At 71.2% G+C, this 26232-nt stretch carries 24 protein-coding genes and 1 pseudogene; 13 read left to right on the forward strand and 12 right to left on the reverse strand.

Annotation, left to right across the window (positions count from 1 at the left end; all coding sequences use genetic code 11):
• Positions 1–2 precede the first annotated feature (2 nt).
• Positions 3–581: a DUF6879 family protein gene (locus tag ACIBK8_RS25245; RefSeq protein ID WP_399044135.1), complete on the forward strand. Its 579-nt coding sequence runs from the start codon at positions 3–5 to the stop codon at positions 579–581.
• 2 nt (positions 582–583) lie between these two features.
• A complete protein-coding gene (locus ACIBK8_RS25250; RefSeq protein WP_399044136.1) occupies positions 584–2977 on the forward strand; it encodes an ATP-binding protein in 2394 nt (797 codons plus the stop codon).
• On the opposite strand, the gene ACIBK8_RS25255 is transcribed toward ACIBK8_RS25250, so the two are convergent.
• Both ACIBK8_RS25255 and ACIBK8_RS25260 read right to left on the reverse strand, forming a co-directional pair.
• On the reverse strand, positions 2974–3831 hold the full coding sequence (locus ACIBK8_RS25255; protein WP_399044137.1) for a methionyl-tRNA formyltransferase: 858 nt from the start codon (positions 3829–3831) through the stop codon (positions 2974–2976). The two genes, ACIBK8_RS25250 and ACIBK8_RS25255, sit on opposite strands and share 4 nt — an antisense overlap.
• 74 nt (positions 3832–3905) lie before the next feature.
• Complete coding sequence (locus ACIBK8_RS25260; protein WP_399044138.1) at positions 3906–4457, reverse strand: GNAT family N-acetyltransferase; 552 nt, start codon at positions 4455–4457, stop codon at positions 3906–3908.
• Between the two features lie 133 nt (positions 4458–4590).
• On the opposite strand from ACIBK8_RS25260, the gene ACIBK8_RS25265 reads away from it, so the two are divergent.
• Complete coding sequence (locus tag ACIBK8_RS25265; RefSeq protein WP_399044139.1) at positions 4591–5568, forward strand: LysR substrate-binding domain-containing protein; 978 nt, start codon at positions 4591–4593, stop codon at positions 5566–5568.
• On the opposite strand, the gene ACIBK8_RS25270 is transcribed toward ACIBK8_RS25265, so the two are convergent.
• Positions 5534–6379 (reverse strand): response regulator transcription factor, encoded by an 846-nt coding sequence (locus tag ACIBK8_RS25270; protein WP_399044140.1) that lies wholly within the window; start codon positions 6377–6379, stop codon positions 5534–5536. The two genes, ACIBK8_RS25265 and ACIBK8_RS25270, sit on opposite strands and share 35 nt — an antisense overlap.
• 93 nt (positions 6380–6472) lie before the next feature.
• Between ACIBK8_RS25270 and ACIBK8_RS25275 the strand changes: the two genes are divergently transcribed.
• Together ACIBK8_RS25275 and ACIBK8_RS25280 are read left to right on the forward strand one after the other, a co-directional pair.
• Positions 6473–8176 carry an AMP-binding protein gene (locus ACIBK8_RS25275; RefSeq protein ID WP_399044141.1) on the forward strand — a complete coding sequence of 568 codons (1704 nt, stop codon included), beginning with the start codon at positions 6473–6475 and terminating at the stop codon, positions 8174–8176.
• Positions 8173–9810, forward strand: coding sequence for an AMP-binding protein (locus ACIBK8_RS25280; RefSeq protein ID WP_399044142.1), 1638 nt, complete (start codon positions 8173–8175; stop codon positions 9808–9810). Before ACIBK8_RS25275 ends, ACIBK8_RS25280 begins: the two co-directional genes overlap by 4 nt.
• A gap of 20 nt (positions 9811–9830) precedes the next feature.
• On the opposite strand, the gene ACIBK8_RS25285 is transcribed toward ACIBK8_RS25280, so the two are convergent.
• From ACIBK8_RS25285 to ACIBK8_RS25315, 7 genes and pseudogenes are all read right to left on the reverse strand, one after another.
• The gene (locus tag ACIBK8_RS25285) at positions 9831–10205 is read right to left on the reverse strand and encodes an MmcQ/YjbR family DNA-binding protein (protein WP_399044143.1); all 375 of its coding nucleotides are present in this window, start codon (positions 10203–10205) and stop codon (positions 9831–9833) included.
• Between the two features lie 119 nt (positions 10206–10324).
• A pseudogene (locus tag ACIBK8_RS25290) lies at positions 10325–10849 on the reverse strand (GNAT family N-acetyltransferase); the annotation flags it as partial.
• Between the two features lie 45 nt (positions 10850–10894).
• Positions 10895–11632: a hypothetical protein gene (locus ACIBK8_RS25295; protein ID WP_399044144.1), complete on the reverse strand. Its 738-nt coding sequence runs from the start codon at positions 11630–11632 to the stop codon at positions 10895–10897.
• A gap of 507 nt (positions 11633–12139) precedes the next feature.
• Positions 12140–13597 (reverse strand): catalase, encoded by a 1458-nt coding sequence (locus ACIBK8_RS25300; protein ID WP_399044268.1) that lies wholly within the window; start codon positions 13595–13597, stop codon positions 12140–12142.
• 215 nt (positions 13598–13812) lie between these two features.
• Positions 13813–14985 (reverse strand): thiamine pyrophosphate-binding protein, encoded by a 1173-nt coding sequence (locus tag ACIBK8_RS25305; protein ID WP_399044145.1) that lies wholly within the window; start codon positions 14983–14985, stop codon positions 13813–13815.
• Between the two features lie 5 nt (positions 14986–14990).
• Complete coding sequence (locus ACIBK8_RS25310) at positions 14991–15887, reverse strand: 2-hydroxy-3-oxopropionate reductase (RefSeq protein WP_399044146.1); 897 nt, start codon at positions 15885–15887, stop codon at positions 14991–14993.
• Between the two features lie 68 nt (positions 15888–15955).
• On the reverse strand, positions 15956–16795 hold the full coding sequence (locus ACIBK8_RS25315) for a TIM barrel protein (RefSeq protein WP_399044147.1): 840 nt from the start codon (positions 16793–16795) through the stop codon (positions 15956–15958).
• Positions 16796–16931: 136 nt separating this feature from the next.
• Between ACIBK8_RS25315 and ACIBK8_RS25320 the strand changes: the two genes are divergently transcribed.
• The 8 genes from ACIBK8_RS25320 to ACIBK8_RS25355 all read left to right on the forward strand — a co-directional run bounded on the left by ACIBK8_RS25320 (position 16932) and on the right by ACIBK8_RS25355 (position 24390).
• Positions 16932–17210, forward strand: coding sequence for a hypothetical protein (locus ACIBK8_RS25320; protein ID WP_399044148.1), 279 nt, complete (start codon positions 16932–16934; stop codon positions 17208–17210).
• Positions 17207–17587 carry a helix-turn-helix domain-containing protein gene (locus tag ACIBK8_RS25325; RefSeq protein WP_393682086.1) on the forward strand — a complete coding sequence of 127 codons (381 nt, stop codon included), beginning with the start codon at positions 17207–17209 and terminating at the stop codon, positions 17585–17587. Before ACIBK8_RS25320 ends, ACIBK8_RS25325 begins: the two co-directional genes overlap by 4 nt.
• Before the next feature lie 167 nt (positions 17588–17754).
• Entirely contained in the window at positions 17755–18276 is a 522-nt protein-coding gene (gene uraD, locus ACIBK8_RS25330) for a 2-oxo-4-hydroxy-4-carboxy-5-ureidoimidazoline decarboxylase (RefSeq protein ID WP_399044149.1), read from the forward strand.
• Positions 18273–18704, forward strand: a complete 432-nt coding sequence (locus ACIBK8_RS25335) for a hydroxyisourate hydrolase (protein WP_399044150.1) — start codon at positions 18273–18275, stop codon at positions 18702–18704. Before uraD ends, ACIBK8_RS25335 begins: the two co-directional genes overlap by 4 nt.
• 7 nt (positions 18705–18711) lie before the next feature.
• Positions 18712–19668, forward strand: a complete 957-nt coding sequence (gene pucL, locus ACIBK8_RS25340; protein WP_399044151.1) for a factor-independent urate hydroxylase — start codon at positions 18712–18714, stop codon at positions 19666–19668.
• An 84-nt stretch (positions 19669–19752) separates the two neighbouring features.
• On the forward strand, positions 19753–21150 hold the full coding sequence (locus ACIBK8_RS25345; RefSeq protein ID WP_399044152.1) for a nucleobase:cation symporter-2 family protein: 1398 nt from the start codon (positions 19753–19755) through the stop codon (positions 21148–21150).
• A gap of 46 nt (positions 21151–21196) precedes the next feature.
• Positions 21197–22597, forward strand: a complete 1401-nt coding sequence (locus ACIBK8_RS25350) for an 8-oxoguanine deaminase (RefSeq protein ID WP_399044153.1) — start codon at positions 21197–21199, stop codon at positions 22595–22597.
• Positions 22598–22932: 335 nt separating this feature from the next.
• Positions 22933–24390 carry a nucleobase:cation symporter-2 family protein gene (locus tag ACIBK8_RS25355; RefSeq protein ID WP_399044154.1) on the forward strand — a complete coding sequence of 486 codons (1458 nt, stop codon included), beginning with the start codon at positions 22933–22935 and terminating at the stop codon, positions 24388–24390.
• Between the two features lie 72 nt (positions 24391–24462).
• On the opposite strand, the gene ACIBK8_RS25360 is transcribed toward ACIBK8_RS25355, so the two are convergent.
• Positions 24463–25344, reverse strand: coding sequence for a chitosanase (locus ACIBK8_RS25360; protein WP_399044155.1), 882 nt, complete (start codon positions 25342–25344; stop codon positions 24463–24465).
• 557 nt (positions 25345–25901) lie between these two features.
• Positions 25902–26165 carry an SCO5918 family protein gene (locus ACIBK8_RS25365; protein WP_399044156.1) on the reverse strand — a complete coding sequence of 88 codons (264 nt, stop codon included), beginning with the start codon at positions 26163–26165 and terminating at the stop codon, positions 25902–25904.
• Between the last annotated feature and the right edge of the window lie 67 nt (positions 26166–26232).

Below are 26232 nucleotides of genomic sequence, written 5' to 3' on the forward strand. Positions count from 1 at the left end.
GTATGGCGCTCGACGCCTACTACACGGACTTCGAGAAGCACTTCTGGAACAGTGCCGACCTCGGATTCTGGAAGCTGGAGCGGCAGCAGAGCTTCAAGGAACCCGGCTACGACAGCTGGGAAGCGTTCGCGCGCGGTGAGTGGGGCGAGTCCATGCGCCTGTTGGAAGCGGGCCGTGCGGACATGGCCGAGTATCACCGCAAGGTCGACAGGCACGGCTTCGAGGCCCGGCGGATCCGTGTGGTCGACGAACCACTCACCGACTACATGCAATGGGAATTGCACGCTCTGCGCATCCGGGAGCAGTGCGGGGGCCCCGTCCACATCATCGGGGCGGACCAGGTGGCGCAGTTCGAGGGTGACGGTCCGCTTCCGGAGATCTACACGCTCGGCTCGCACGTGATGTACCAGGCGGTCTATGACGGCCAGGGCATTCTGGAATCCGTGCGGAAGTTCGTCGACCGCCAGCTCATCCTGCAATGCCAGAAGTTTATTCACCGTCTCTACGACTCGGGTGAGCCGCTGGAGGGCTGGTTCGACGCGCGCGTGGCGCCCCTGTCGCCCCCGCCGCGCCAGCCTTAGGGATGGATGAGGAAGCGGGGCACATCAACCGGTTCGAAGGCTCGGCATCGGCGCACACCGTCGTGCAGGCAGGAGAAGTCCACGGCGGGGTGCACTTCCATCAACAGCCAGCCCTCGCCCCGACCGTCGTACCCCATCAACTCCGGGGTGCCGTCCGCCATTTCGTGAACCGGTTCCACGAGCGGGCCCGCCTCGGCAGTCTCATGGCGAGCGATCATGATGAACCGCACGTCGTACGTGTTGCGGTCATCACCGGAACAGCCGGGGTCGGCAAGACCTCGCTCGCCCTGCACTGGGCGCACAGCATCCGGACGCACTTCCCCGGTGGCGAGCTCTACGCCAACCTGCGCGGCCATTCCGCCGGTTCTCCGGCGTCGCCGCAGGAGATACTGGGGAATTTCCTCGAAGATCTCGGCGTCCCCTCCGCCCGTGTGCCGGCCGAACGGGAGCGGCGGGAGACGATGTTCCGGTCGCTGCTGGCGGACCGGCGCATGCTGATCGTCCTCGACAACGCGGCTCACAGCACGCAGGTCCGCCCGCTGCTGCCGGCGACCGCCGCGTGCCTCGTCGTGGTGACCAGCCGGGACGATCTGTCCGGCCTGGTCGTGCAACAGGGCGCACTGCGCTTGGAGCTCATGACCTTCCCGACCACGGACGCCGTGGCGCTGCTCCGCGCCACCACCGCTGACTACCGGACCCGTGACCGGCGCTCCGAACTGACGGAGCTGGCCCGGCTGTGCGCGGGACTGCCGCTGGCGCTGCGCATCGCCGCCGAACGCGCAGCGGGGCGGCCGGCGCTGCCGCTCGGCGAGCTGATCGACGAACTGCGCGATGAGTCGGCACGATGGAGCATCCTGACAGCCGATGCCGAGGAGGGGTCCGACGCGATGCGCAGCGTGTTCGAGTGGTCGTACCAGGCGCTGCCCGGTCCCGCGGCCCGATTGTTCCGTCTTCTGGGCCTGCACCCCGGAAACGAGTTCGGTCTCCCGGCTGTCGCGAACCTTGCCGGGTCCGAACTGCAGGAAACACGCGTGCTGTTGGACACGCTGGTCCGCGCGCATCTGCTGGAGCGGCGCCCTGCGGGGCGCTACGAGTTTCACGACCTTCTGCGGGCGTACGCGGCCGAGCAGGTCCGCCAGGAGGAGAGCGAGGCGGACCGGGCCGAGATCCTCGGACGTTGTCTTGCCTGGTATCTCCACACCGCGTACGCGGCGCAATGCGCCATCGCGCCGTTCGACCGCTACGACCTCGACGACCGGATCCCCGCGCCCGCCACGCAACTCCACTTCGACGGCTATGACGCCGCGTTCCAGTGGTACCGCACGGAAAGCGCCAACCTGGTCACCGTTGTCCACGTCGCCGCCGACACCGAATTCCCCGGCATCGCCTGGCGACTCGCCGTGGTGCTGCGGGCCGTCTATATGCACCACAACGCGTTCGAGGACTGGGTGACGACCGCCAGGATCGCCGTTGATGCCGCGGCGCGTGCCGGCGAGCAGACCGGCGAGGCGGAGGCGCTCGAAAACCTGGGCAAGGCCGCCTTCCAGGCACTGCGGCTCGACGAAGCCGAGGAATGCCACCGCGCCGCACTCGCCGTGCGCCGACGCATCGGAGACAAGCGTGGCACGGCGGTGTCCATCAACGCACTCGGTCTGCTCGCCCTGCGCCGCCGCCGACTCGACGAGGCCACACGCCACTTCGAGGACAGCGCGGAGATCTTCCGCGAACTGGGAGACCGTCGCTGGACGGCGCTGATGCGGAGCAACCTCGCGGAGACCCTGTGTGAACTCGGCCGGGGCACGGAGGCCGGAGAGATCGTTGAGCAGGCGCTCGCCGACTTCCGCGCACTCGGCGACCACTTCGGCGAGGGCAACGCTCTGTTCCTGCTCAGTTGGGCACGGCGGGAAGCAGGAGACCTTGAAGCGGCCTGCCGCGCAATCGGCGCGGCCTTGTCGATCGCCGACGATGAGGACAACCACGTCTGGCGGGGGCACTGGCTGGCGGAGTCGGCGAAGGTTGAACGCGCGCGCGGGAATCCTGAGGAGGCACTGCGCCTCTTCCGGGAGTCGGCCGCCGTGCAGCGGCGGCTCGGCGACGCCGCCAGGGAGGCTGCCGCGCTGGACGGTGCAGGCGAAGCGTGCCAGGTGCTGGGGCGTTTCGAAGAGGCAGCGAAGCTGAACCGCCGTGCGGTTGCCACCTACCGTGGGCTCGACGCCCGCTGGCAGCTCGCGAACGCTCTGGAACACCTCGCCGGCGCACTCGGCCCTCCTGGCGAGCACGAAGAGGCCCGAGCCGTCCGGCAGGAGGCGCTGATCCTCCTCGGTCCGTTCAGTGATCCGCAGGCGGTCTCGCTGGCCGAGCGTGTGGCGCGGAGCTTGGGTGGCGACGGGCCCTAACAGTGTGCGGCCACGGGCTCCGATGCGGTGATCCAGATGGGGGCGTCGGCGCAGTCGAGGCGGAGGCCGTCGGCTGCGGTGAGGCTGGTCCGCAGGACCTTCAGGGGGCGGCCGTCGATGACGGTGACAGGGCCGAGGTGCGGGCCCATGAAGTGGAAGGTCCGCACCTGGTTGTGCACCTCGCGTGCGGTCTTGGCCGGGTCGACGACGGAGAACTCCGGCTCCAGCAGCCCCGCGTGGCTGACGCCGTCGGGGGCCTGCGGTTCACCGGCAGACGGGTCCGGTACCCGCTCCAGGGCGGTGCTGAGCAAGCTGCGCAGCACCGGGGACAGTCCGGTCCACAGGCTCTGGGGGGTCACGTCGTCCGGAAGGGGAATGCCGTCCTGCTGGGCGAGGACGGGACCGGCGTCGAACTCCTCATTCATGCGGTGGACCGTCATGCCGAGATGCGTGTCACCGTTGCGGATCGCCCACAACACCGGAGCGGGGCCACGGTACTTGGGAAGCATCGAGCAGTGGATGTTGACCGCGCCGTAGCGCGGGATGCGCAGCACGGAGCGTGGCAGCCGCCATGAGAACCCGTAGCAGACGAGAAGATCGATGGCGTATCCGCGCAGTGCGGCGCCAAGACCTTCGGAGCTGCCCGGCAGCAGCAGGTCCGTTCCCGCGGGTAGCGCGGCGGTGATGCGGCCTGCGGTCCGGGACGCTTCCTCGTCTGTAGGCGTACGGGGGCGCATCGAACGGGAGTAGGCGTAGACGACGGGATCGTGGCCGCTGTCGACGCACGTCTCACGCAGCGTGGCGAACTCCGCTACGCCGAAGGAGATCAAGCCGATGCGCATGCCGTCCGTCATGTGGCTCAGCATAGTGGGACGGCTGGGGGAGAAACGGGATCCGTCGTCTGCTTGCGCGGACTCCAACTGCCTCCCTACGAGCTTCGGTTGCTCACCACCCCCATCACCCACACGTCATGCCACTCCCCACCCCAGAACAGTGCCTGCCGCATCCGGCCCTCCACCTCGAAGCCGCAGCGTTCGTAGGTGCGGCGGGCCCGTTCGTTGAAGGTGAAGACCTCCAGTTGGACGCGGTGCAGGCGGACGCGGTCGAAGGCGTACTCCAGGAGGAGGCGGATGGCTTCGGTGCCGAGGCCGCGGCCGGTTTCGCCGGGGACGAGGAGGATGCGCAGCGTGCCGTGGGCGTTGTCGGGGTCGATGGCCATCAGGGCGAGGTCGCCGAGGTAGCGGCCGGTTTCGCGGTCCTCGATGGCGAGGTCGAGGCGGTCCGCGCGGTCGGCGGAACCTGCGCACCACTGCTGGACCTCCTCCAGCGTGAACTCGTGGTGGCAGCCGGTCAGCCGGCGGGTCTCCGGGTCGAGCGCCGCGGCGTGGAAGGCGGTCGCGTGGCGTATGGACAGCGGCGCGAGCCGGATGCGGGCACCGGCCAGCACCGGCTTCTCGGAGAGTGCGGTGGCATCGATCATGAGGGGATGATGGCGGGGAGCGGGTGCCGCGGCAATGGGAATAGCGGCGGTGGCCGGGGAATCGACCGGGGTGTGTCCGGCGCCGTAGCAGGCGTTCGGTGCCGGGAGCGGGGGCGTGTGCCCAGGGGGAGTTATGGAACTGCGGCAGGTGCGGTATTTCGTCATGGTCGCGCAGGAACTGCACTTCGGGCGGGCGGCCGAGCGGCTGCACATCGTGCAGTCCGCGGTCAGCCAGCAGGTCAGGAGGCTGGAGCGGGAGCTGCGGGTCGAGTTGTTCGACCGGTCGGCGCGGCAGGTGCGGCTCACCGAAGCGGGGGCGCGGTTCCTGCCGGGGGCGCGGGCGCTGCTCGCCGCGGAGGAACGCGCCCGCGCGACCGTCGCCGGCCTGGCGGCCACCCGGTCCTGCACCCTGCGCCTGGGCACCAGCACCGGCCTCGGCGCCCATCTCGACCGGGTGCTGGACGCACTCGCCGAGCGGGCGCCGGAGTGCGCCGTGCAACTGGTCTCGCTGCCCGCTTCGCAGCGGCTCGACCGGGTCGCGGCCGGTGAGCTGGACGCCGCGTTCATCCGCGGCGAGCCGGCCGGTGGCGGGCGGGACGGGCTGCGTGCCATCCCGCTGTGGCAGGACCCGCTGGTCGCCGTCGTCCCGGCCCGGCATCCGCTGGCCGCGTCGCCCGGCAACGTCTCGCTCGCCGAACTCGCGCCGGTGCCCCTGATACTGACCGAACGCCGCACCAACCGCGCCCTCGTCGACCTGGTCGTCACCGCCTGCCACGACGCCGGTTTCGCACCCGTGCCGGGCCCGGCCCCCGGCGCCCTCCAGGACACCCTGGCGGCGATCGGCGCCTGCGGGCCCGACGACGGCCTGTGGACCGTCGTCTACGCCGCGCACGCCCGCAGGCTGAGCGTCCCGCGGGTGGCGTTCCTGCCCTTCCGCGACCCGGGCATGGAACTCACCACCCATCTCGTGGTGCGCAGGGCGTCGCCGCCCGCGGGGATCGCGGAGCTGCTGGCGGCGTGCGCGCCGGAGGGGGAGGAGGGGGCAGGCGCCGGGGACGCGTCCCCGGCGCAGCGCGTCACGGCAGCAGCCCCGCCCGTCGCGCCGCGATGACCGCCTGCATCCGGGTGTGTGCCCCCAACTTCCGCATGGACGAGCGCAGATAACACTTCACCGTTTCGGGGCGCAGCCCGAGCTGCTCGCCCACCTGCGCGTTCGTGGCGCCGGACGCCACGCACGTCAGGACGTCGACCTCGCGCGGTGCGAGCGCGGGGCGTTCGCCCGCCGGTGCGGTGCCGCCGGACGAGGCCGCGGCGAGCCGGCCGCAGGCCGCCAGCATCTCCTGGCGCAGCAGCGGATCGGTGACCCGCTGAGCCAGGGACCGCAGGTCGCCGTGTGCCTCGCGGACCTCCTCCCACATGGCGGGGTCGGCGGCGGTCGGCTGCTGGGACACCGACAGCAGCCGGGCCGCCTCGTCCTGGAGCAGCAGCGCCTGTTCCAGCTCGCGGGCCGCCTCCATCGCCGCGGACAGCGGGCCGTCACCCAGCCGCAGCGGGTGGCGCAGCGCGCCGTACAGCACCCCGCGCACCCGCCGGCGCACCACCACCGGCACCGCGAGCACCGACCGCAGGCCCTCGGCCGCCACCGCCGCGTCGTACTCGTGGCTGATCACCGACGAGGCGCGGTAGTCGGTCACCGCGAACGGGCGGCACAGCACCACCGCCTTGCCGCCCAGGCCGTTGCCGTGGTGGATGCTGAGTCCGCGCAGCGCGGTGGTCGCGGTCCCGGACAGCTCGTTGATCCGGAAGCGGCCACCACCGGCCAGCAGTCCGCCGAACGCCACCGGTACCCCGCTGGCCCGGCGCAGCCGCGCCAGCGCCGCCCCTACGTCAACGGACTCGTCCGACCCCGACCCGACGCGCACCTCGACACCTCCGCTTCCCCCCGTTCGGGGGTGGTGAGACCTATGTCACTGATTACACGATGACACGGAGTCGCGGGGCAATGAGGAGGACGCATGACGGACACGGACAGCACAGTGATGGGCCACTCGCCGGGCGCGACACGGGAGTTCCGGGCGGCCCGTGACCTGTTGCTGCGGCACCGTGAGGATTACGACGCCGCGCGCGCGCAGTTCCGCTGGCCCCGGCCCGTGCACTTCAACTGGGCGCTGGACTGGTTCGACGACATCGCCCGCGGCAACGACCGCACCGCCCTGCACCTCGTCGAGGAGGACGGCTCCGAGACCCGGGTCACCTTCGACGCCATGCGCAGGCGCTCCGACCAGGTCGCCAACTGGCTTGCCGGCAAAGGGGTACGGCCCGGCGACCGGATCCTCGTCATGCTCGGCAACCAGGTGGAACTGTGGGAGACCGCGCTGGCCGCGATGAAGCTGCGCGCCGTGGTCATCCCCGCGACTCCCCAGCTGGGCCCCGCTGACCTCGCCGACCGGATCACCCGGGGCAAGGCACGGCACGTCGTGGTGCGCGCCGATGACACCGCGAAGTTCGCGACCGTGCCCGGCAGTTACACCCGGATCGCGGTCGGCGGCGCGGCGGCCGGCTGGCTGGCGTACGAGGAGACCGCGGAAGCCTCCGACGCTTTCCGGCCGACCGGGGAGACCCGGGCCGACGACTCGCTGATGCTGTACTTCACCTCCGGCACCACGGCCCGCCCCAAGCTCGTCGAGCACACCCACGCCTCCTACCCCATCGGGCACCTCGCGACGATGTACTGGACCGGACTCCGGCCCGGCGACGTGCACTTGAACATCTCGTCGCCGGGCTGGGCCAAGCACGCCTGGTCGAACCTCTTCGCCCCGTGGAACGCCGAGGCGACCGTCTTCATCCACAACTACACGCGCTTCGACGCGGCCCGGCTGATGGCCGAGATGGACCGGGCGCGGGTGACCAGTTTCTGCGCCCCGCCCACGGTGTGGCGGATGCTCATCCAGGCCGACCTGACGGCGCTGCGGCACCCGCCGCGGGAGATCGTCGCGGCCGGCGAACCGCTCAACCCGGAGATCATCGAGCAGGTCAGGACGTCCTGGGGCGTCACGATCAGAGACGGCTTCGGGCAGACCGAGACCGCCGTCCAGGTCGCCAACACCCCGGGCGAGCCCGTCACTCCCGGCTCGATGGGCCGCCCCACCCCCGGCTACGACGTCGTCCTGCTCGACCCGGTCACCGGCGCACCGGCCGACGAGGGCGAGATCGCGCTCGTCCTCTCCAGCCACCCGGTGGGCCTGATGGCCTGCTACCACGGCGACCCGGCCCGCACCGCCGAGGCGATGGCGGGCGGCTTCTACCGCACCGGCGACATCGGCTCCCGCGACGCGGACGGCCGGCTCACCTACATCGGGCGCGCCGACGACGTCTTCAAGGCGTCCGACTACAAGATCTCGCCGTTCGAGCTGGAGAGCGCCCTGCTGGAGCACGAGGCGGTCGCCGAGGCCGCGGTCGTCCCCGCCCCCGACCCGCTGCGGCTCGCCGTACCGAAGGCGTACATCGTGCTGGCCGACGGCTGGGATCCGGGCCCGGAGACCGCCAAGCTGCTCTTCGCGCACTCCCGCGAGGTGCTCGCGCCCTACAAGCGCATCAGGCGGCTGGAGTTCGCCGACCTGCCCAAGACCGTCTCCGGCAAGATCCGCCGCATCGAACTGCGCGAACGCACCGCGCTGGGCGACGGCGGCGCCGAGTACCGGGAGGAGAACTACCGTTGAAGGCACCGGACACCGCCCTGTCGTACGCGAGCGGGGCAGGCGAGCAGCCGCTGATCGGCCGCACCATCGGCGCCGATCTGGATCACACCATCGCGCGCTTCGGCGACCGGGAGGCGCTGGTCGAGGTCGCTTCGGGGCGGCGCTGGACGTACACCGAACTGGGCCGGGCGGTCGACGAGGTGGCCCGGGGGCTGCTCGCCAAGGGCATATCCACCGGCGACCGGGTCGGCATCTGGTCGCCCAACTGCGCGGAATGGGTCCTCGTCCAGTACGCGACCGCCCGGATAGGCGCGATCCTCGTCAACATCAACCCGGCATACCGGGTGCACGAGTTGGCGTACGTCCTGGGGCAGGCCGGGATCCAGGTCCTGGTCTCCGCGACCCGCCACAAGACCAGCGACTACCGGCGGATGACCGAGCAGGTGCGCGCCGACTGCCCGGCCCTCCGCGACGTGATCTACATCGGCGACCCGACCTGGAGCGGACTGCTGACGGCCGGCGCCGCCGTACCGCAGGAGCGGCTCGACGCGTGCGCGGCACGGCTGTCCGCCGACGACCCGGTCAACATCCAGTACACATCGGGCACCACCGGCTTCCCCAAGGGCGCCACCCTCTCCCACCACAACATCCTCAACAACGGCTACTGGGTGGGCGAGACCGTCGGCTACAGCGAACAGGACCGGGTGTGCCTGCCGGTGCCCTTCTACCACTGCTTCGGCATGGTGATGGGCAACCTCGGCGCCACCTCGCACGGCGCCTGCATCGTCATCCCCGCACCGTCCTTCGACCCCGCCGCGACCCTCCGGGCCGTCCAGGACGAGCGCTGCACCTCGCTCTACGGCGTACCGACGATGTTCATCGCCGAGCTGGACCACCCCGACTTCGCCGCGTACGACCTGACCTCGCTGCGCACCGGCATCATGGCCGGCTCGCCGTGCCCCGAAGAGGTGATGAAGCGGGTGGTCGCCGAGATGCACATGGCGGAGGTCTCCATCTGCTACGGCATGACCGAGACCTCGCCGGTCTCCACCCAGACCCGGCGCGACGACGACCTGGAGCACCGCACGGCGACGGCGGGCCGGGTCCTGCCGCACATCGAGGTCAAGGTCGTCGACCCGGCGACCGGCGTGACCGTTCCCCGCGGCGGCACCGGCGAACTGTGCACCCGCGGCTACAGCGTGATGCTCGGCTACTGGGAGGAACCGGAGCGCACCGCCGAGGTGATCGACGCGGCGCGCTGGATGCACACCGGTGATCTGGCGGTGATGAACGACGACGGCTACGTGCGGATCGTCGGCCGCATCAAGGACATGATCATCCGGGGCGGCGAGAACGTCTACCCGCGGGAGATCGAGGAGTTCCTCTACTCCCACCCCAAGATCGCCGACGTTCAGGTGGTCGGCGTGCCGGACGCGAAGTACGGCGAGGAGATCGCCGCCTGCGTCATCCTCCGGGACGCCGAAGCCCCGCTGACCCTGGAGGAGTTGACGCTCTTCTGCCGCTCCCGGCTCGCCCACTTCAAGATCCCGCGCCGGCTGGAGATCCTCGACGCGTTCCCGATGACGGTCAGCGGGAAGGTCCGCAAGATCGAGCTGCGCGAGCGGCTGGCGGCGGGGCGGGGCGCGGCGTCGTAACGGACGGGGCGGTGCCGCCGTCAGCGTTCGCCCGGCCAGTCCAGACGCAGCCGCTGTGCGCGCGGCAGGGACGCGACCACCAGGTCGTAGGAGTCCTCGATCATGTCGAGCACCGCGCGGTCGGCGAGGCCGCCGTCCAGGTGAACGGTGTTCCAGTGCCGCTTGTTGAGGTGGTGTCCCGGCACCACCTCCGGGTGGGCCTCGCGCAGCTGCCTGGCCACCTCGGGGTCGCACTTGAGGCCGACGGTCGGCGGCACGGCTCCGACGACGGTCAGCGCGAAGATCTTGCCGCCGACCTTGAAGGTGCACACGTCGGGGTTCCGGGGGAACGGGAACTCCTCCGTCGCCCCGTTGAGGTCCAGGCAGGCGGCCCGCAGCGCTTCGGCATCGATCATGACCGCATTATGGCGTGCCCGTAGCGTTCGCTGACGTTCCGTCAGGCGTCCGGGCCTGGTGACCTGCGCACCCGGCCCGCACCCGGCCCGCACCCGGCACCGCAACGGCCCCGTCGCGGTCAGCTGTCCTGCTCGCGGCGCATGCAGCCGCGCGGCCAGCGGTCCAGGCCCAGCGCCGCCTCCTGCGCGCGGATCGCCCGCAGGCCCGGTGTCAGCTCCGCGTCGTCGAGCAGCCGGAAGCCGATCCTGGCGTAGTAGGGCGCGTTCCACGGCACGTCGAGGAAGGTGGTCAGGGTCAGCGCCGCCGCGCCGCCGTCCCGCGCCGCCCGGTCGATCAGCGCGCGGCCGATACCGCGGCGGGCGTGCCGGGGATCCACCGACACCTGCTCGATGTGGGTGGCGCCGTCGACCGGCTCCCACATCAGATACGCCAGCGGCGCCCCGCCCTCGCACGCGACGAGCAGCCGCCCGGCGTCCCGGCTCGCCGCGAGCTGCGCGAGCGACGGCGGCTCGTCGTCCGCGACCGATGCCATGCCCAGCTCGCGGAAGGGCGCTCCGGCGGCGCGTTCGATGGCGCGCAGGGCGGGGAGTTCGGCCGACGTGGCGGTACGGATGATCATCCGGCCAGTGTCGCCGCGACGGCCGTACCGGCGCGACCGGTTTTCCGCCGCTGCCCCGCTGCCCCGCCGTCAGCGTCCCGCTGCGCCGTGCCTGATCAGGTCGTCGGCCGGGTCGTTGACGGGCTGCGGGGTGCCCGTGAGGTCCATGACGAACAGCGGGAGGTAGAGGTCGTCGGCCCGGGAGCGGGCGTCGCGCGCGTAGCCGGCGAGGGAGAAGAAGACCGCGACGGCCGAGTCGTGGAGGCCGTTGAGCCAGACGCACTCGATCTCGCGGAGCGCGGTGGAGCGGGTGGTCGGGTCGACCTGCGCCACCACTCCGCTGCCGCGCAGGTCGAGACCGGACGCGGTCCGTTCCTGGGTTCTGCCGACGTCCGTGAACCCCAGCCATTTCAGGTACTGCGCGGCGGCCGTGACACAGTCCCTGGCCGTACGGATCGTGACCGGGCGGAAGGCCGGCCTGAGCACCGCGGGCGGCGCGGTGGCCGACGGCGCCGGGGTGCGCGGCCCGCGTCCGGGGGAGCGGCGGGCGACGGGCGGCGGCGCGGGCGCCGGCACGACGGGGATGCGCACGACCGTGCCGCAGACGCAGCCGGACTCGGGCGCCGGCCATTCGTCCTGACGGCCGCAGCTGTCGCACTGCACCGCCACCCACGAGCCCTGCCAGGTGCGGTGCACGATTTCGACGGGCACGCCGCCGCGCAGCACGGGCAGGGTCAGCGGGGCCCCGCAGGCGCAGGGGAAGGTGGGCGGGGTGAAGGCGTTCTCGCGGCGGCACGTCGGGCACCGCACCGGCACGCTGTCGGCCATGGTCGCTCCTGGCGGTAGGTCGGCAGGCAGGCGGCTCTGCTCTGCTGTTGACCTCCATGGTCTCTCCAAATGCAGGAGCCGGAGGCACATTCGCGCCGATCGCCACGGGGGGCAGGAGACACCGGGGGAGCATGGTGCGGCCAGGAAGCGATGTGCGGCGCACACGGCGCATACGCGGGCGCTTGCCGCGCGCCGGTGCCCGGCAGCGCCAACAGCCGGGCGCCGGGGGCCGGTTCACGGGAACCGGCTGCCGCCCCGAAGGGGTACCGCCCGGTGGCGCGCATCGGGCGCGACAGGACATCGCGCCACCGGACGGAGTCGTGGGGGAAGCTGCGGAGGAGGCGGGCTCCGCGGCGGAGAGTGCCCGCCGCTTTCTGCCGGGCGGGCCGCTGCCACCGCACCGGTGCTCCCGGATGCCGCGGAGCGCCGCGCTTCCCCCCCTCCGTGCCGGACGGCCACCCCTCAGCGGACCGTCCGGCGCGGATGCGCGAGGGTGCTGACCTCCCGTCAGTCCTCGCGCAGTTCGCGGATCCTGGCCTCGACGCGCTCGCCGTACTCCTGGTCGGCCGCGCGGAAGTGGTCCAGGTTCTTCTCGATCACATCGTCCCGGCCGACCTGCGCGAGGCCGCCCGCGATGTTGTCCACCAGGCGCCGCTTCTCGTCGTCCGACATCAGCCGGTACAGCTCGCCCGCCTGGAAGAAGTCGTCGTCCTTGGCGTGTGCCGGTGCCTCGTGGGTGCCGACGTGACCGGCGACGGCGAGCGGGGCGGAGAGCGCCTTGTTCGTCTCCACGGGGCCGCTGTACGAGTTGGGCTCGTAGTTCTTGGCGTGCCGGTCGTAGGCGTTGGTGGCCATCAGGCCGTCCCGGCCGTAGTTGTCGGCGCGGGTGGCCCGGGGCGCGTTCACCGGCAGCTGGGTGTGGTTGATGCCCAGGCGGTAGCGGTGCGCGTCCGCGTAGGCGAACAGCCGGCCCTGGAGCATCTTGTCCGGGGACGGGCCGATGCCGGGCACGAAGTTGTTCGGCGAGAAGGCGGCCTGCTCGACCTCGGCGAAGACGTTGTCCGGGTTGCGGTCCAGGACCAGCCGGCCGACGCGCTGGAGCGGATAGTCGCGGTGCGGCCACACCTTGGTCAGGTCGAACGGGTTGAAACGGTAGTCCGCGGCCTCGGCGGCCGGCATGACCTGCACGTACAGCGTCCAGGACGGGTAGACGCCCCGCTCGATGGACTGCAGCAGGTCGGTCTGGTGGCTGTTCGGGTCGGTGCCGGACAGCGCGGCGGCCTGCTCGGCGTCGAGGCAGCGGATGCCCTGGTTCGTCTTGAAGTGGTACTTGACGAAGAAGGCTTCGCCCGCGGCGTTCGTCCACTGGTACGTGTGCGAGCCGTAGCCGTTCATGTGGCGGTAGGAGGCCGGGATGCCGCGGTCGCCCATCAGCCAGGTGACCTGGTGGGTGGCCTCGGGGGAGTGCGCCCAGAAGTCCCAGACGTTGTCCGGCTCCTGCTTGCCCGTGAAGGGGTCGCGCTTTTGCGAGTGGATGAAGTCGGGGAACTTCATCGCGTCCTTGATGAAGAAGATCGGGGTGTTGTTGCCGACCAGGTCGTAGTTGCCCTCTTCGGTGTAGAACTTCACGGCGAACCCGCGGGGGTCGCGCGCGGCGTCCGGGCCACCGAGGTTGTCGGCCACCGTCGAGAAGCGGATGAACAACTCGGTGCGCTTGCCGATGGTGTTGAGGAAGTCGGCGCGGGTGAAGCCGGTGACGTCGTCGGTCACCTCGAAGTGGCCGTACGCGCCGGACCCGCGGGCGTGCACCACGCGCTCCGGGATGCGCTCACGGTTGAAACGGGCGAGCTTCTCCAGCAGCTGCTGGTCCTGGAGGAGCATCGGGCCACCGACGCCGGCGGTGGCGGAGTTCTGGTTGTCGGCGACGGGGGCGCCAGCCTCCGTGGTGAGCGTGCGCGCCGTCAGCGTGGGCTTCGTCATGGTGACCTTCCGTACGAGAGCGCGGAAGTTGGCTTCCGCGTGTCGGAGCGTAAGAAGCGCTCCGACCAAACGTCAACAGTTTGTTGAAACAAAGCCGAGGGGTGTTCCGGGCGGTGGCCGCGCCTGGGCGCGACAGGACAGGTGTCAGCGCGACCACCGCCCGGAAGTCCGGGTCCGGGGCCGAGGTCCCGGGGGTGAACTCAGGTGCAGGACCCGGCCGCAGCCCCGCACCGGGCCCGCTCCGCCGGGTCGTAGCCGACCTCCACGAGGACCGGACGCCGGGTGGAGAAGGACTCCTTGCGCGCCCAGGTGACCGCCGACCGCAGCTCGGCCGGATCCGCGACCCGGCGGCCCGCGCAGCCGTACGCCGCCACGAGCTTCACGTGGTCCGTGAGGAACGCGTCTTCGACGTCACCGTCCGGAGGGCCGGGCCCGAGGCCGTGCAGCGCGGGGTGCAGCATCAGCAGGACGAGCGGGACGCCGTACCGTGCCGCGAGGGCCAACTCGCCTGCCAGCGCCGGGAATTGCTCGTCGATGACGGCCACCACCTCGGCCGCCCCGCCGTCCGGCGTCGCGGACCGGTCGCCCAGAGCCGTACGGACGCCGATGGCCGTCGGCACCTCCCAGCCCGGCGGGCCACCGGGGCCGCCGACCGCTCGGCGGCGCGGTCCTGGCCCGTCCGTCGCGCAGGCGGGCGCCGACGCCCCGACGACATACGCGTCGTTCTCCGTGCCGAACAGCTCGCAGACCTCCCGCACCACGGCGGGCGGCGGTACGGCGTCCGGCACGGCCGCGGGGGACGGACCGGCCGACGGACAGGGCCGTGCCTCCCCGGCGGGCGGCCAGGCGTCCTGCCCCGCCGCCCCGGTCTCCGCCGCTGCCACCTCGGCCGGCAACTCGATCAGGACCGGCCCCTGCCGTCCCTCCTGCGCGGTCCGCAGGGCCTCGCGAAAGGCCCACGGAATCCGGGCGGGCCCATCGACCCGTACCGTCCACTTGCACAGCGGGCGGGCGAGCCGGACCAGATCCGGCGCCCCGGCGGCGCGCTCGCCACCGGAGCCGGGGGCGCCGACGACGCACACCAACGGCACCGCGTCGGCCAGCGCGAGGGCGAGCCCCGGCAGCACCCGCGTGGCACCGGGCCCGGCGGGCACCGCCGCGACCGAGGCCCGTCCCCGCGTGCGGGCCCAGCCGATCGCCATGTGCGGCGCGCTTTCCGCGTGCCGCACCCGCAGGTGCGCGATGCCCTCCGCGGCCAGCGCCGCGTACAGCGGCCGGAGCGTGGGCCCGTGGCAGCCGAAGACGGTGTCCACGCCGGCCTGCCGCAGGGAGCGCACGGCCGCGCGGAGTGGGGGAACCCGTTGCGCCGTCATGCCGCTCAGGGCGCGGTCGGGTGTCCGGAGAGCCGCTCGACGCCGCGGAGGAGTGCGGAGTGGTCGAGGCTGCCGTCGCCCTGGGCGCGGAGCGAGGCGACGAGGCTGGCGACGAGACTGCCGACGGGCAGCGCGGCGCCCACGGTGCGGGCCGCGTCGGTGACGATGCCCATGTCCTTGTGGTGCAGGTCGATGCGGAAGCCGGGGGCGAAGTCGCGGCGCGCGAAGTTGTCCTTCTTGCGGGTCAGGACCGTGGAGCCGGCCAGACCGCCGTTGAGGACGTCGAGGGCGGCGCCCAGGTCGACGCCGGACTTCTCCAGGAAGACGACCGCCTCCGCGCAGGCTTGGATGTTGACGGCGACGATGAGCTGGTTGGCGGCCTTGACGGTCTGCCCCGCGCCGTGCGGTCCGCACCGCACGATGGTCTTGCCCAGCGCCTCCAGGACGGGCCTGGCGGCGTCGAAGTCGCTCTGCTCACCGCCGACCATGATCGACAGGACCGCTTCGACGGCGCCTGCCTCACCGCCGGAGACCGGGGCGTCCAGCACCCGGATCCCGCGGGCCGCCGCGGCCTGCGCCAGGTCGATGCTGGTCTGCGGGGTGATCGAGGACATGTCGATCAGCAGCGCACCGGACCTGGCGTTCTCCACGATGCCGTCGGGCCCGTAGGCGATGGCCTCGACCTGCGGGGACGCAGGCACCATCGTGATCACCACGTCCGCGGTGGCCACGGCTTCGGCGACGGAGCCGGCCACGGTGCCGCCGGCCGCGGCCAGCCGCTCCAGCTTCTCCTGCTCCAGGGTGTAGCCGGTCACGTGATAGCCGGCCTTGATCAGGTTCTCGGCCATGGGGGAGCCCATGATGCCCAGACCGATCCACGCGATCTCGGGAAGACTGCTCATCGAAAAGCCTCTTTCAGCATCCAGCGGTCCGAAACGACAACGCGGGCCCAACTGCCCGCGGATGGCGGCTACTTCGCTGCGCGCAGCGGCGCCGGGAGCCAGCCGAAGGCGCCGGCCGACGGGCCGTCGCCCGGCTTGTACTCCAGGCCGGTCCAGCCCCGGTAGCCGTTCTTGCGCAGCCGCTCCAGCAGCGCGGAGAAGTCCAGCGACCCGGTGCCGGGTGCGCCGCGGCCGGGGTTGTCGGCGATCTGCACGTGCGCGGTCCTGCCGGTGTGGCGGTCGATGACCTCTTCGAGGTCCTCGCCGTTCATCGACAGGTGGTAGAGGTCCATCAGGAAACGGGTGTTGTCGAGGCCCGTCGCGGCGTTCACCGCGTCGACGACCTCGATGGCCTTCGGTGCCGACACGATCGGGCAGGCCGGCGACTCCGGCGCGTTGAGCGCTTCGATCAGCATCGTCCCGTCCACCGCGCCGACCGCTCGGGCGGCGAAGGCGAGGTTCTCCAGGGCCAGTGCGTCCTGCTCCGCGGCCGGCACGCCCTCGACGCGGTTGCCGTAGAGGGCGTTGAAGGTGGTGCAGCCGAGCGACCGGCCGAACTCCACGGCCACCGGAACGTTGGCCCGGAACTTCTCCGACTCCGCCCCCGGCACCGACAGGGCGCCGCGGTCGGGTCCTGGCAGCTGCCCGGCGTAGAAGTTCAGGCCCACCAGGCGGGTACCGGCATCGTTCAGCGCGTCACGCAACGCGTCCAGCTCCGCCTGCTCGGGCACCGGTGCGTCGACCCACGGCCACCACAGCTCCACCGCCGTGAAGCCCGCGGCCCGCGCCGCGGCCGGGCGCTCCAGCAGCGGCAACTCGGTGAACAGAATCGACAGGTTGACGTTGAAGCGCGTCTCCGTGAAACCCATAAGACCCGGCGCCCTTTCCGGATAGTGGAACTTATTTTCTACGTAACGGAACTCTGCCTCGCCGTCGCGGGGGCTGTCAAGAGGGGGGCGGGCGGATTTCTGGTGGTGGGGGCGGCGCCCGCGTAGGTTGAACGGCGTGCGATTGAGAGTGGAGTTCACGACGGAACCGTTCGACCTGGACGAGGCGCCGGCCCATGCGGTGGTGGCGCGGGAGATCGTCACGGGCGCCGGTCTCGACGCCGTCGACGTCGGCCCGTTCGGCAATACCGCGGAAGGCGGCGCGGAGCGGGTGCTCGACGCGGTGGGCGCCCTGCTGCGGGACACCCTGGAGGCGGGTGCCACCCGGGTCTCCCTCCAGGTCAACGTGATCGCGGAGTCGGCTGATGCGGCACGGTCCGAGGGGAGCGCCAGGTGACGGAGCCCGCCGACCACCCGTTCGTCCAGGCGGTCAAGCCGCTGGTGGACGCGATGGGCGGCCAGATGGTCGCGCCCGGCCTCGCCCGGGGTGACGACGTCGTGCTGGCCTGGGAGGGTGAGGAGCGGGTCGCGGTGCGCCTGCCGCATCTGTCGGACTCGCTGGATCACCTTCTCGCCGAATTGCAGCGCAGGCACGGCATGCCGCTGGCCGATCTGGACCGGAAGACCAAGCAGTCCGTGGTGCGGATCCTGGAGGCGCGCGGGGCGTTCTCCGTGCGGCACGGCGTGGAGACGGTGGCCGGCGCGCTGGGTGTCAGCCGGTTCACCGTCTACAACTACCTGAACAGGGAGAACGCGGCGAAGCAGGAGGAGTGAGGCCAATTGCCGCCCGGTGGCGGCCGATTGGCGCGCGCCGCCGTCCGGAACTTCCGGACGGCGGCTTTTCTGTTGCCGAGTTTTCAACAAAGTGTTGACGTGATGTTGCCTGAGGTCTTAGCTGTTTCCAGCCAAGCAGAGCCAGCACCAGGCCACGGAGGCTTCCCGTGTCTTCGAGTACGACCCCGGGCCTCGCCCGGTTCAACGCTGCCGACGACGGCGGCGCCGAGGCCGCACTGCACGAGGTGTGCGCCAGCCGGGCGTGGGGGCGGGCCCTTCGCGCCCGGCGTCCTTACGCCACCACCGAAGCCCTGTTCGCCGCGAGCGACGCCGCCATGGCGGAGCTGACCGCGGCGGATCTGGCGGAGGCGATGGCCGGGCACCCGCCCATCGGCCGGCCGAAGCCCGGCGACCCGACGTCCTCGCGGGAGCAGAGCGGTATGGCCGCGTCATCCGACGCGCTCAAGGCGGAGATGCTCGAACTGAACCTGGCTTATCAGGAAAAGTTCGGGCACGTCTTCCTGATCTGCGCCTCCGGACGCACCGGCGAGCAGATGCGGGACGCCGTCCGTAACCGCATCGACAACTCCCCGGAACAGGAACGGGAGATCGTTCGCAGGGAGCTGGGAAAGATCAACCGCATCCGTCTGGCCCGCATGACGGACACCGCAGAAGGAGACGCAGCATGAGCAGCGAGACGGCCGCACCGACGTCGGTGTCCACGCACATCCTGGACACCAGCGTGGGCCGCCCCGCAGAGGGCGTCGCCCTCACGCTCTCGGTGCGCTCCGGGAGCGGCGCCGCCTGGAGCGCCCACGGCGCGTCCGCCACCGACGCGGACGGGCGCTGCAAGGACCTGCCGGCCCTGCCGGACGGCACCACCCACGTACGCCTCGACTTCGCCGTCGAGGAGTACTTCCTGTCCGAAAAGCATCGCTCGCCGGACCAGAACCGCCCCGACCAGCAAGCCGAGGAACAGCAGGACGCCCCCCGCGTAAGGGACAGCGGAGCTTTCTTCCCGGAGGTGGCAATCACCTTTGCCGTCAAGCCGGGCGAGCACTATCACGTACCGCTGCTGCTCAACCCGTTCGGCTACTCCGTATACCGAGGGAGCTAGCACCGACATGACTGCCCATTCCCGCCCTGCCCGCCCGGTACTTCTCGGCCAGAACCAGTACGGCAAAGCGGAGAACCGCGTCGTCAAGATCACCCGCGACGGCGACACCCACCACATCAAGGACCTCAACGTCTCCGTCGCCCTCTCCGGCGACCTGGAAGAGGTACACCTCTCCGGCTCCAACGCCAACTGCCTGCCCACCGACACCACCAAGAACACCGTGTTCGCCTTCGCCAAGGAACACGGCATCGAGTCGGCCGAGCAGTTCGGCATCCACCTGGCCCGGCACTTCGTCACCAGCCAGGAGCCGATCAAGCGGGCCCGCATCCGCATCGAGGAGTACACCTGGGAGCGGATCGCCACATCCGACAACAACTCCCGCTTCATAGGCGCCGACGACGTACGCCACTCCTTCGTCCGCAAGGGCCAGGAGACCCGCCTCGCCGAGATCACCTATGACGGCGAGAGCTGGCAGGTCATCTCGGGGCTGAAGGACCTCGTCGTCATGAACTCCACCAACTCGGAGTTCTGGGGCTACATCAAGGACAAGTACACGGTCCTCAAGGAGGACTACGACCGCATCCTGGCGACCGAGGTCTCCAGCCGCTGGCGCTTCAACTGGACCGACGACGAGCAGCGGATGCCCCCGTGGGAACGCTCGTACGCGCAGGTCAAGAAGCACATGCTGGAGGCGTTCGCGGAGACCTACAGCCTCTCCCTCCAGCAGACCCTGTACCAGATGGGGTCACGCATCATCAACAACCGTGCCGAGGTCGACGAGATCCGCTTCTCGCTCCCGAACAAGCACCACTTCCTGGTGGACCTGGAGCCGTTCGGCCTCAAGAACGAAGCCGCCGACGGCGCCGTCTACTACGCCGCGGACCGTCCGTACGGACTGATCGAAGCCACTGTTCTGCGCGACGGTGTCGAAGCCAGGATCCCGCTGGATCTGACCAACCTCTGATCGGCTCCGACGCAGCGCCGTGCCTCGCGTCCCCTCCCCGCCCCGCAGCGGGGAGGGGGACGCGATTCCTGAGGGGACCGACCCATGGCACAGCACCCGCACGTTGACCCTGCTCCACCGGTGCACCCGGTGGACGAAAAGCCGGCGCCCAAGCGGCTGATCCCCGCCGCCCTCCAGCACATCGCTGCCATGTACACCGGCGTCGTCACCCCTCCGCTCATCATCGGACAGGCCGTCGGCCTGGACGCCGCGGGCCGCACCCGGCTCATCGCCGCCGGCCTGCTGATCGCGGGCTGCGCGACCCTGCTCCAGACGCTCGGCATCCGCAAGGCCGTCGGCAACCGGCTGCCGTTCGTCAACGCCGCCAGCTCCGCCGGCATCACCCCGATGCTCGCCATCGCCGAGACCACCCACAAGGGCCACCAACTCCCCGCCATCTACGGGGCGGTGATGGTCGCCGGCCTCTTCTGCCTCGCGGTCGGACCGTTCTTCGGGAAGCTCCTGCGCTACTTCCCGCCGCTGGTCACCGGCGTGGTCATCACCCTCATCGGCGTCACCCTGATGCCGGTGCCGGTCAGTTGGGCCCAGGGCGGCGACAAGGGCGCCGCCGGCTTCGGCGACATGAAGAACCTCGCCCTGGCCGCCTTCACCCTCGCCGTCATCCTCCTCATCCAGCGCTTCGCGAGGGGCTTCGTCAAGCAGATCGCCCTGCTGCTCGGCCTGGTCATCGGCACCCTCGCCGCGACGCCCCTCGGCATGGCAGGACTCGACGGGCTGCGCTCGGCGCCGCTCGCCGCGCTCCCCACCCCCTTCGCCTCGGGACCGCCCGAGTTCCAGCCCGCCGCGATCATCTCGCTGTGCCTGGTGATGCTGGTCCTGATGACCGAGTCGGCGGCCGGGATGCTCGCACTCGGCGAGATCTGCGACCGCCGCTGCACCAGCGAAACCCTCACCCGCGGACTGCGCACCGACGGCATCGCCACCCTGCTGGGACCGGTCTTCGGCGGTTTCCCCACCAGCGCCTTCGCCCAGAACGTCGGCGTCGTCTCGCTCACCAGGGTCCGCAGCCGCTACGTCGTCGCGGTGGCCGGCGCCGCCCTGATCGTGCTGGGCGCCTTCCCCGTACTGGGCGCGGTCGTCTCGCTCGTCCCGATGCCGGTGCTCGGCGGCGCCGGGATCGTCCTCTTCGGCTCGATCGCGGTCAGCGGCATCCGCACGCTCGCCGAGGCCGGCCTCGACGACAGCTCCAACATCATCCTCGTCGCGGTGTCGCTCGGCGCCGGCATCATCCCGCTCGCCGCACCGACCTTCTACGCCGACTTCCCCGCCTGGGCACAGACGGTGCTCGGCTCGGGCATCAGCGCGGGCGCCCTGGTCGCCGTGCTCCTCAACCTGTTCTTCCATCACCTCGGCACCCGGAGCACCCCACGGGCAGCGGTTCTGTCAGCCGCATCGCCAGGCTCCGGCACTCAAATCCCCTAGGGCCATGCCGTGCCCGAACCGCCAGTAGGGAAAGTAGGAAAGCACCATGGCTGCATCGGCATCCCCTGACAGCTCGGTCGAGCGCACCGTCATCGAGAACTGCGCCATCGCGACGGTCGACCCCCACGACACCGAGTACGCCACCGGCCACGTCGTCGTCGCCGGGACGGTCATCGAGTCGGTGGGCGCCGGACGCGCCCCCGACGGCCTGGCGAACGTCGTCCGCCGGGTCGACGGAACGGGGCACCTGGTCACCCCCGGCCTGGTCAACACCCACCACCACTTCTACCAGTGGATCACCCGCGGCCTCGCCACCGACCACAACCTGTTCGACTGGCTGGTCGCCCTCTACCCGACCTGGGCCCGCATCGACGCGCCGATGCTGGCCGCCGCCACCCAGGGCTCGCTCGGCATGATGGTCAGGGGCGGCGTCACCACCGCATCCGACCACCACTACGTCTTCCCGCAGGGCTCCGGCGACCTCGTCGCCGCCGAACTGGACGCCGCCGCCGGCATCGGCGCCCGGATCACCCTGGCCCGCGGCTCCATGGACCGCAGCGAGAAGGACGGCGGGCTGCCCCCCGACTTCGCCGTCGAGACCACCGAAGGTGCCCTGCTCGCCACCGAAGAGGCCATCGACAAGCACCACGACGCCTCCTTCGGCTCGATGGTGCACATCGCCGCCGCGCCCTGCTCGCCGTTCTCCGTCTCCACCGAACTCATGCGCCAGGGCGCCGAGTTGGCCCGCCGCAAGGGCGTGCGGCTGCACACCCACGGCTCGGAGACCGTCGAGGAGGAGAAGTTCTGCCACGAGCTGTTCGGCATGGGCCCGACCGACTACTTCGCGTCCACCGGCTGGCTCGGCGACGACGTGTGGATGGCGCACTGCGTCCACATGAACGACTCCGACATCGCCGCCTTCGCCCGCACCGGCACGGGAGTCGCCCACTGCCCCTCGTCGAACGCCCGCCTCGCCGCAGGCATCGCCCGCGTCCCCGACATGCTGGCGGCCGGTGTCCCGGTCGGCCTCGGCGTGGACGGCACCGCGTCCAACGAGTCAGGTGAACTCCACACCGAGCTGCGCAACGCCCTGCTCGTCAACCGGCTCGGCACCCACAAGGAAGCCGCGCTGAGCGCCCGCAAGGCGCTGCGGCTCGGCACCCACGGCGGCGCGCAGGTCCTGGGCCGCACCGGCGAGATCGGCTCCCTGGAGACCGGCAAGCTCGCCGACCTGGTGCTGTGGAAGCTGGACGGCATCGGCCACTCCTCCATCGCCGACCCGGTCACCGCGCTGGTGTTCGGCGCGGCTGCCCCGGTCACGTTGTCCCTGGTGGGCGGCCGGCCGGTCGTCGAGGACGGCCACCTCACCCGCGTCGACGAGGACGCCGTCGCCCGCACCGCGCGCACCGAGGCCCGGCGACTGGCCCGCATCGCCGCCGAGAGCTGACCTGCCGCGCCGCGCCCCCGCGCGCGGCGCCCCTGAACTCGGCCGGGAGGGACGGCTCCTGGCCGGGCTTGTGGATCCGAGCGGTCCGCAAGCGCCTGACCCCGGGGGCGCGGAGTTCACCCCGCGTCCCCGGGCCGGCCGCCGGCACCGTCCCGGCCGGTCCCCACTGACGTCACGCGCCACAAGCGCCGCCTCTGCACCCCGCCGCTGACCCGCGCCCGTTCGCCCTGCGCCCACCCGCGCGACTTCTCGCACCACGCACCACCTCGCATGCCCTCCGTGACAGCCTCGTGCCGCCCTCCCGCGGCGGTGCAGAAATCGACAGGAGGCCCGCAGTGGCCGCAACCCCCGGGCAGAAGTCGGAGGGCGACCGGAAGCACCCGGTCGACGCCACCCTCCCGCCCTTCAAAATGTTCACCAGCGGCCTCCAGCACGTGGCCGCGAGCTACGCGGGGGTGGTCGCCCCGCCGATGATCGTGGGACCGGCCTGCGGGCTGACCGCCACCGAGACCGCGTTCCTGATGGGCGCCGCCCTCTTCACCGCCGGCATCGCCACCCTCCTCCAGACGCTGGGCTTCTGGAAGGTCGGCGCCAAGCTCCCCTTCGTCAACGGCGTCTCGTTCGCCGGTGTCACCCCGATGGTGGCGATCGCCAAGTCCCAGAGCCCCGCGCACGCGCTGCCGGTCATCTTCGGCGCGGTCATCGTCGCCGGAGTGCTGGGCTTCGCCCTGGCCCCCTACTTCTCCAAGCTCGTACGGTTCTTCCCGCCGGTGGTCACCGGCACCGTCATCACCCTGATCGGCGTCTCCCTGCTCCCGGTGGCCTTCAACTGGTCCCAGGGCGGCACCGAAGGGGCCCCGGACTACGGGTCGTTGACCAACATCGGGATGGCCGCGCTGACCCTCGTCATCGTGCTCGCGCTGCGCCGTGTACTGCGGGGCTTCCTCCAGCAGATCGCCATCCTGCTCGGCCTGATCGCCGGCACGCTGATCGCGATACCCGTCGGCATCACCGACTTCTCGGCGCTGGGCGACGCCGGCCTGATCGGCTTCCCGACGCCGTTCCACTTCGGCGCACCGCAGTTCAGCCTCGCGGCCATCGTGTCGATGTGCATCGTGATGCTGGTCTGCATGACCGAGTCGACGGCCGACATGCTCGCCCTCGGCAAGATCGTCGACCGCCCGGCCGACGAGCGGACCATCGCCGGCGGGCTGCGCGCCGACACCCTCGGTACCGCGCTCAGCCCGCTCTTCAACGGCTTCGCCAACAGCGCCTTCGCGCAGAACATCGGCCTGGTCGCGATGACCAAGGTGCGCAGCAGGTTCGTGGTCGCCACCAGCGGCGTGATCCTGATCGTGCTCGGCCTGTGCCCGGTGGCCGCCTCGGTGATCTCGCTGGTGCCGCTGCCGGTGCTGGGCGGCGCCGGCATCGTCCTGTTCGGTTCGGTGGCCGCCAGCGGCGTGCAGACGCTGGCATCCGCCGCGATGGAGAAGGGCGAGAACGCGCTGATCGTCGCCGCGGCCGTCGGCATCGGCCTGATCCCGATCGCGGCGCCGGACTTCTACCGCAACTTCCCCAAGGACCTGCTGGTCGTCCTGGACTCCGGCATCAGCACCGGCTGTCTGGTCGCCATCGTCCTCAACCTCGCCTTCAACCACTTCGGCAGGCGGGAGGCCGCCCCGGCAGCCGACGGGCACGGGGCCGACGCCCCGCCCGCCCCGACCGTCCCGCCGCAGCCCGACCGGGGCCGCGCCGACGACGCCGGCACCCCCGCGGCGACCCCGTTCCCCTGACGGCGGCGGGACACAACGGCCCGTGGAGGAACGTCGGTTGACGTCCCGTCACGGGCCGTCGGCCGGTCCTGCTCAGCCGATGTGGAAGTCCTCGCCGTAGACCTTCCAGTCGAGCGGCGTGTGCAGGTCGAGGTTGCCGTCCTTGAGGAAGACCCGCTGGGCGGTGTCGACCCGGCTGGTGTCGCTGTGTGCCTCCTCCTGCTCCATGGCCCACACCCGGGCGTCGAGGAAGGCATTGAGGTACTTCTTCTCGTCGCCTCCCTGCGACGGCGGCTTGGCCTTGTCCAGCGCGCGCTTGCGGATGCTGGAGAAGCTGGTGTCCTCGTCGCCGTCCCCGTGCATCACGATCGCGTCGTAGTACGCGAACTGGCCGAGCACGCCGACCCCGTCGGACTTGCCCTGCTTGACCGCGGGGTTGAAGTAGACCCGGTCGCGCTCGTCGTTCTGGGCCTTCTGGAAGGCGCTGTCCTGCGCGGCCTTCTTCCAGTCCTTGGTGTAGTTCGGGTCGAGCCCCTCGTGCGAGTCGCTGCCGTCCACCTTGCGCAGCGCGGGCAGGTACTTCGCGAGGATGTTGTCCGGCTTCCGCTTGGTGTACAGCTCGACGAGTTCGAGCATGTCGTGGGTGCCGGAGCAGAAGCCGATGATGCCGCCGGTGTAGCCGCGGCCGTCGCCGATGTCCTCGATGTAGCGGTACTGGTCCTTCCAGTCCAGCGAGGAGTTCTCCGCGCTGGAGACCAGCTGCATCGCGATCTCCTTCTTGGCCGGGTCGTCGAGCCCGGTCGCGGCGCGCGATGCGGGGGCGGAGTGCGTGGTGGAGTGGGGCGCGGCCGGGGTGCGGCTGCCCGAGGTGGCCGTCGCGGCGATGGCGGTTGCGGGGACGGTCAGCAGGGCGACGCCGAGGACGACGCGGGTGGCAATTCTGGTCACACGTGAGCTTATCGATCGGGAGCGCATGAGGTCCTCCGGTTCCGGAGTGGGCTGTGGGGGTTTCCCCAATCGTTAGGAAGCTTTCCTACCAGACTTGGTGAGTGACGTATACCCGTCAAGCATGGGTGTTCCGTACGGGGATGCAGCCGGCTTCGGAGGGTGTCCGACGGCGCGCGACGGCCCGCTTTGCTCAGGCGAACAGCGGCCAGGACAAGGGGAGTTGCGGCGGAAATCGCGAAGAAGACGCCAGGCGGTCCCGAGCGGCGCGGCGTGCGGATGCGAGGTGCGCGGGCGCACGACCGGCGATGCGTGGCGGGGGCGGCGCGGCCCCAGGAGCTGCTGCCGCAGGTCGCGGACGTCGGCCGGGGAGCGTTTCTGCCCCGGCGGCACACGGGCCGGGGGCCGATGGCTCCCGCGGTGCCGGGCGGAAGGCGCCGGGGCCGCCCCGCCACCGGTGATCCGGAGCGGCGGGGCCGGGGTGCCCGCGGCGGACGCGTCCTGCTGCACGGGCAAAGCGACGCGCGGCCCCGGGGTCGGGCCACGGACCCGATTCCCGGGCGGCCGGCGCGTCGGACGAACGGTGGTCAGAGGAACGAAGCAGGCTCCGGGGACGCCGGACGCGGCTTGCACGTGAAGCCCAACTGGCGCAGCGCCCGCACGATTTCACCGGTGCTGAAGTCCCGGGGGTCCTGCCCGGTGACGATCCGGCCGACCTGCTTGACGGGGTAGGCGGTGGTGCCGATGAGGACGGACTCGCCGTCGATCGGATCCGGCTCGACCGCGCTCATCTTCTGCTCCACCTCGCTCGCCTGGATGTAGAAGAAGACTCCGGCAATGGTGACGCGCATCATGCCTCAACAAGGGTGAGCAGGAATGGAACCCGAGCTGTCACCTTCTCATGGATCCGCCCGGACG

The sequence above is a fragment of the Streptomyces sp. NPDC050161 genome, from assembly GCF_044460025.1.
Lineage (GTDB): Bacteria > Actinomycetota > Actinomycetes > Streptomycetales > Streptomycetaceae > Streptomyces.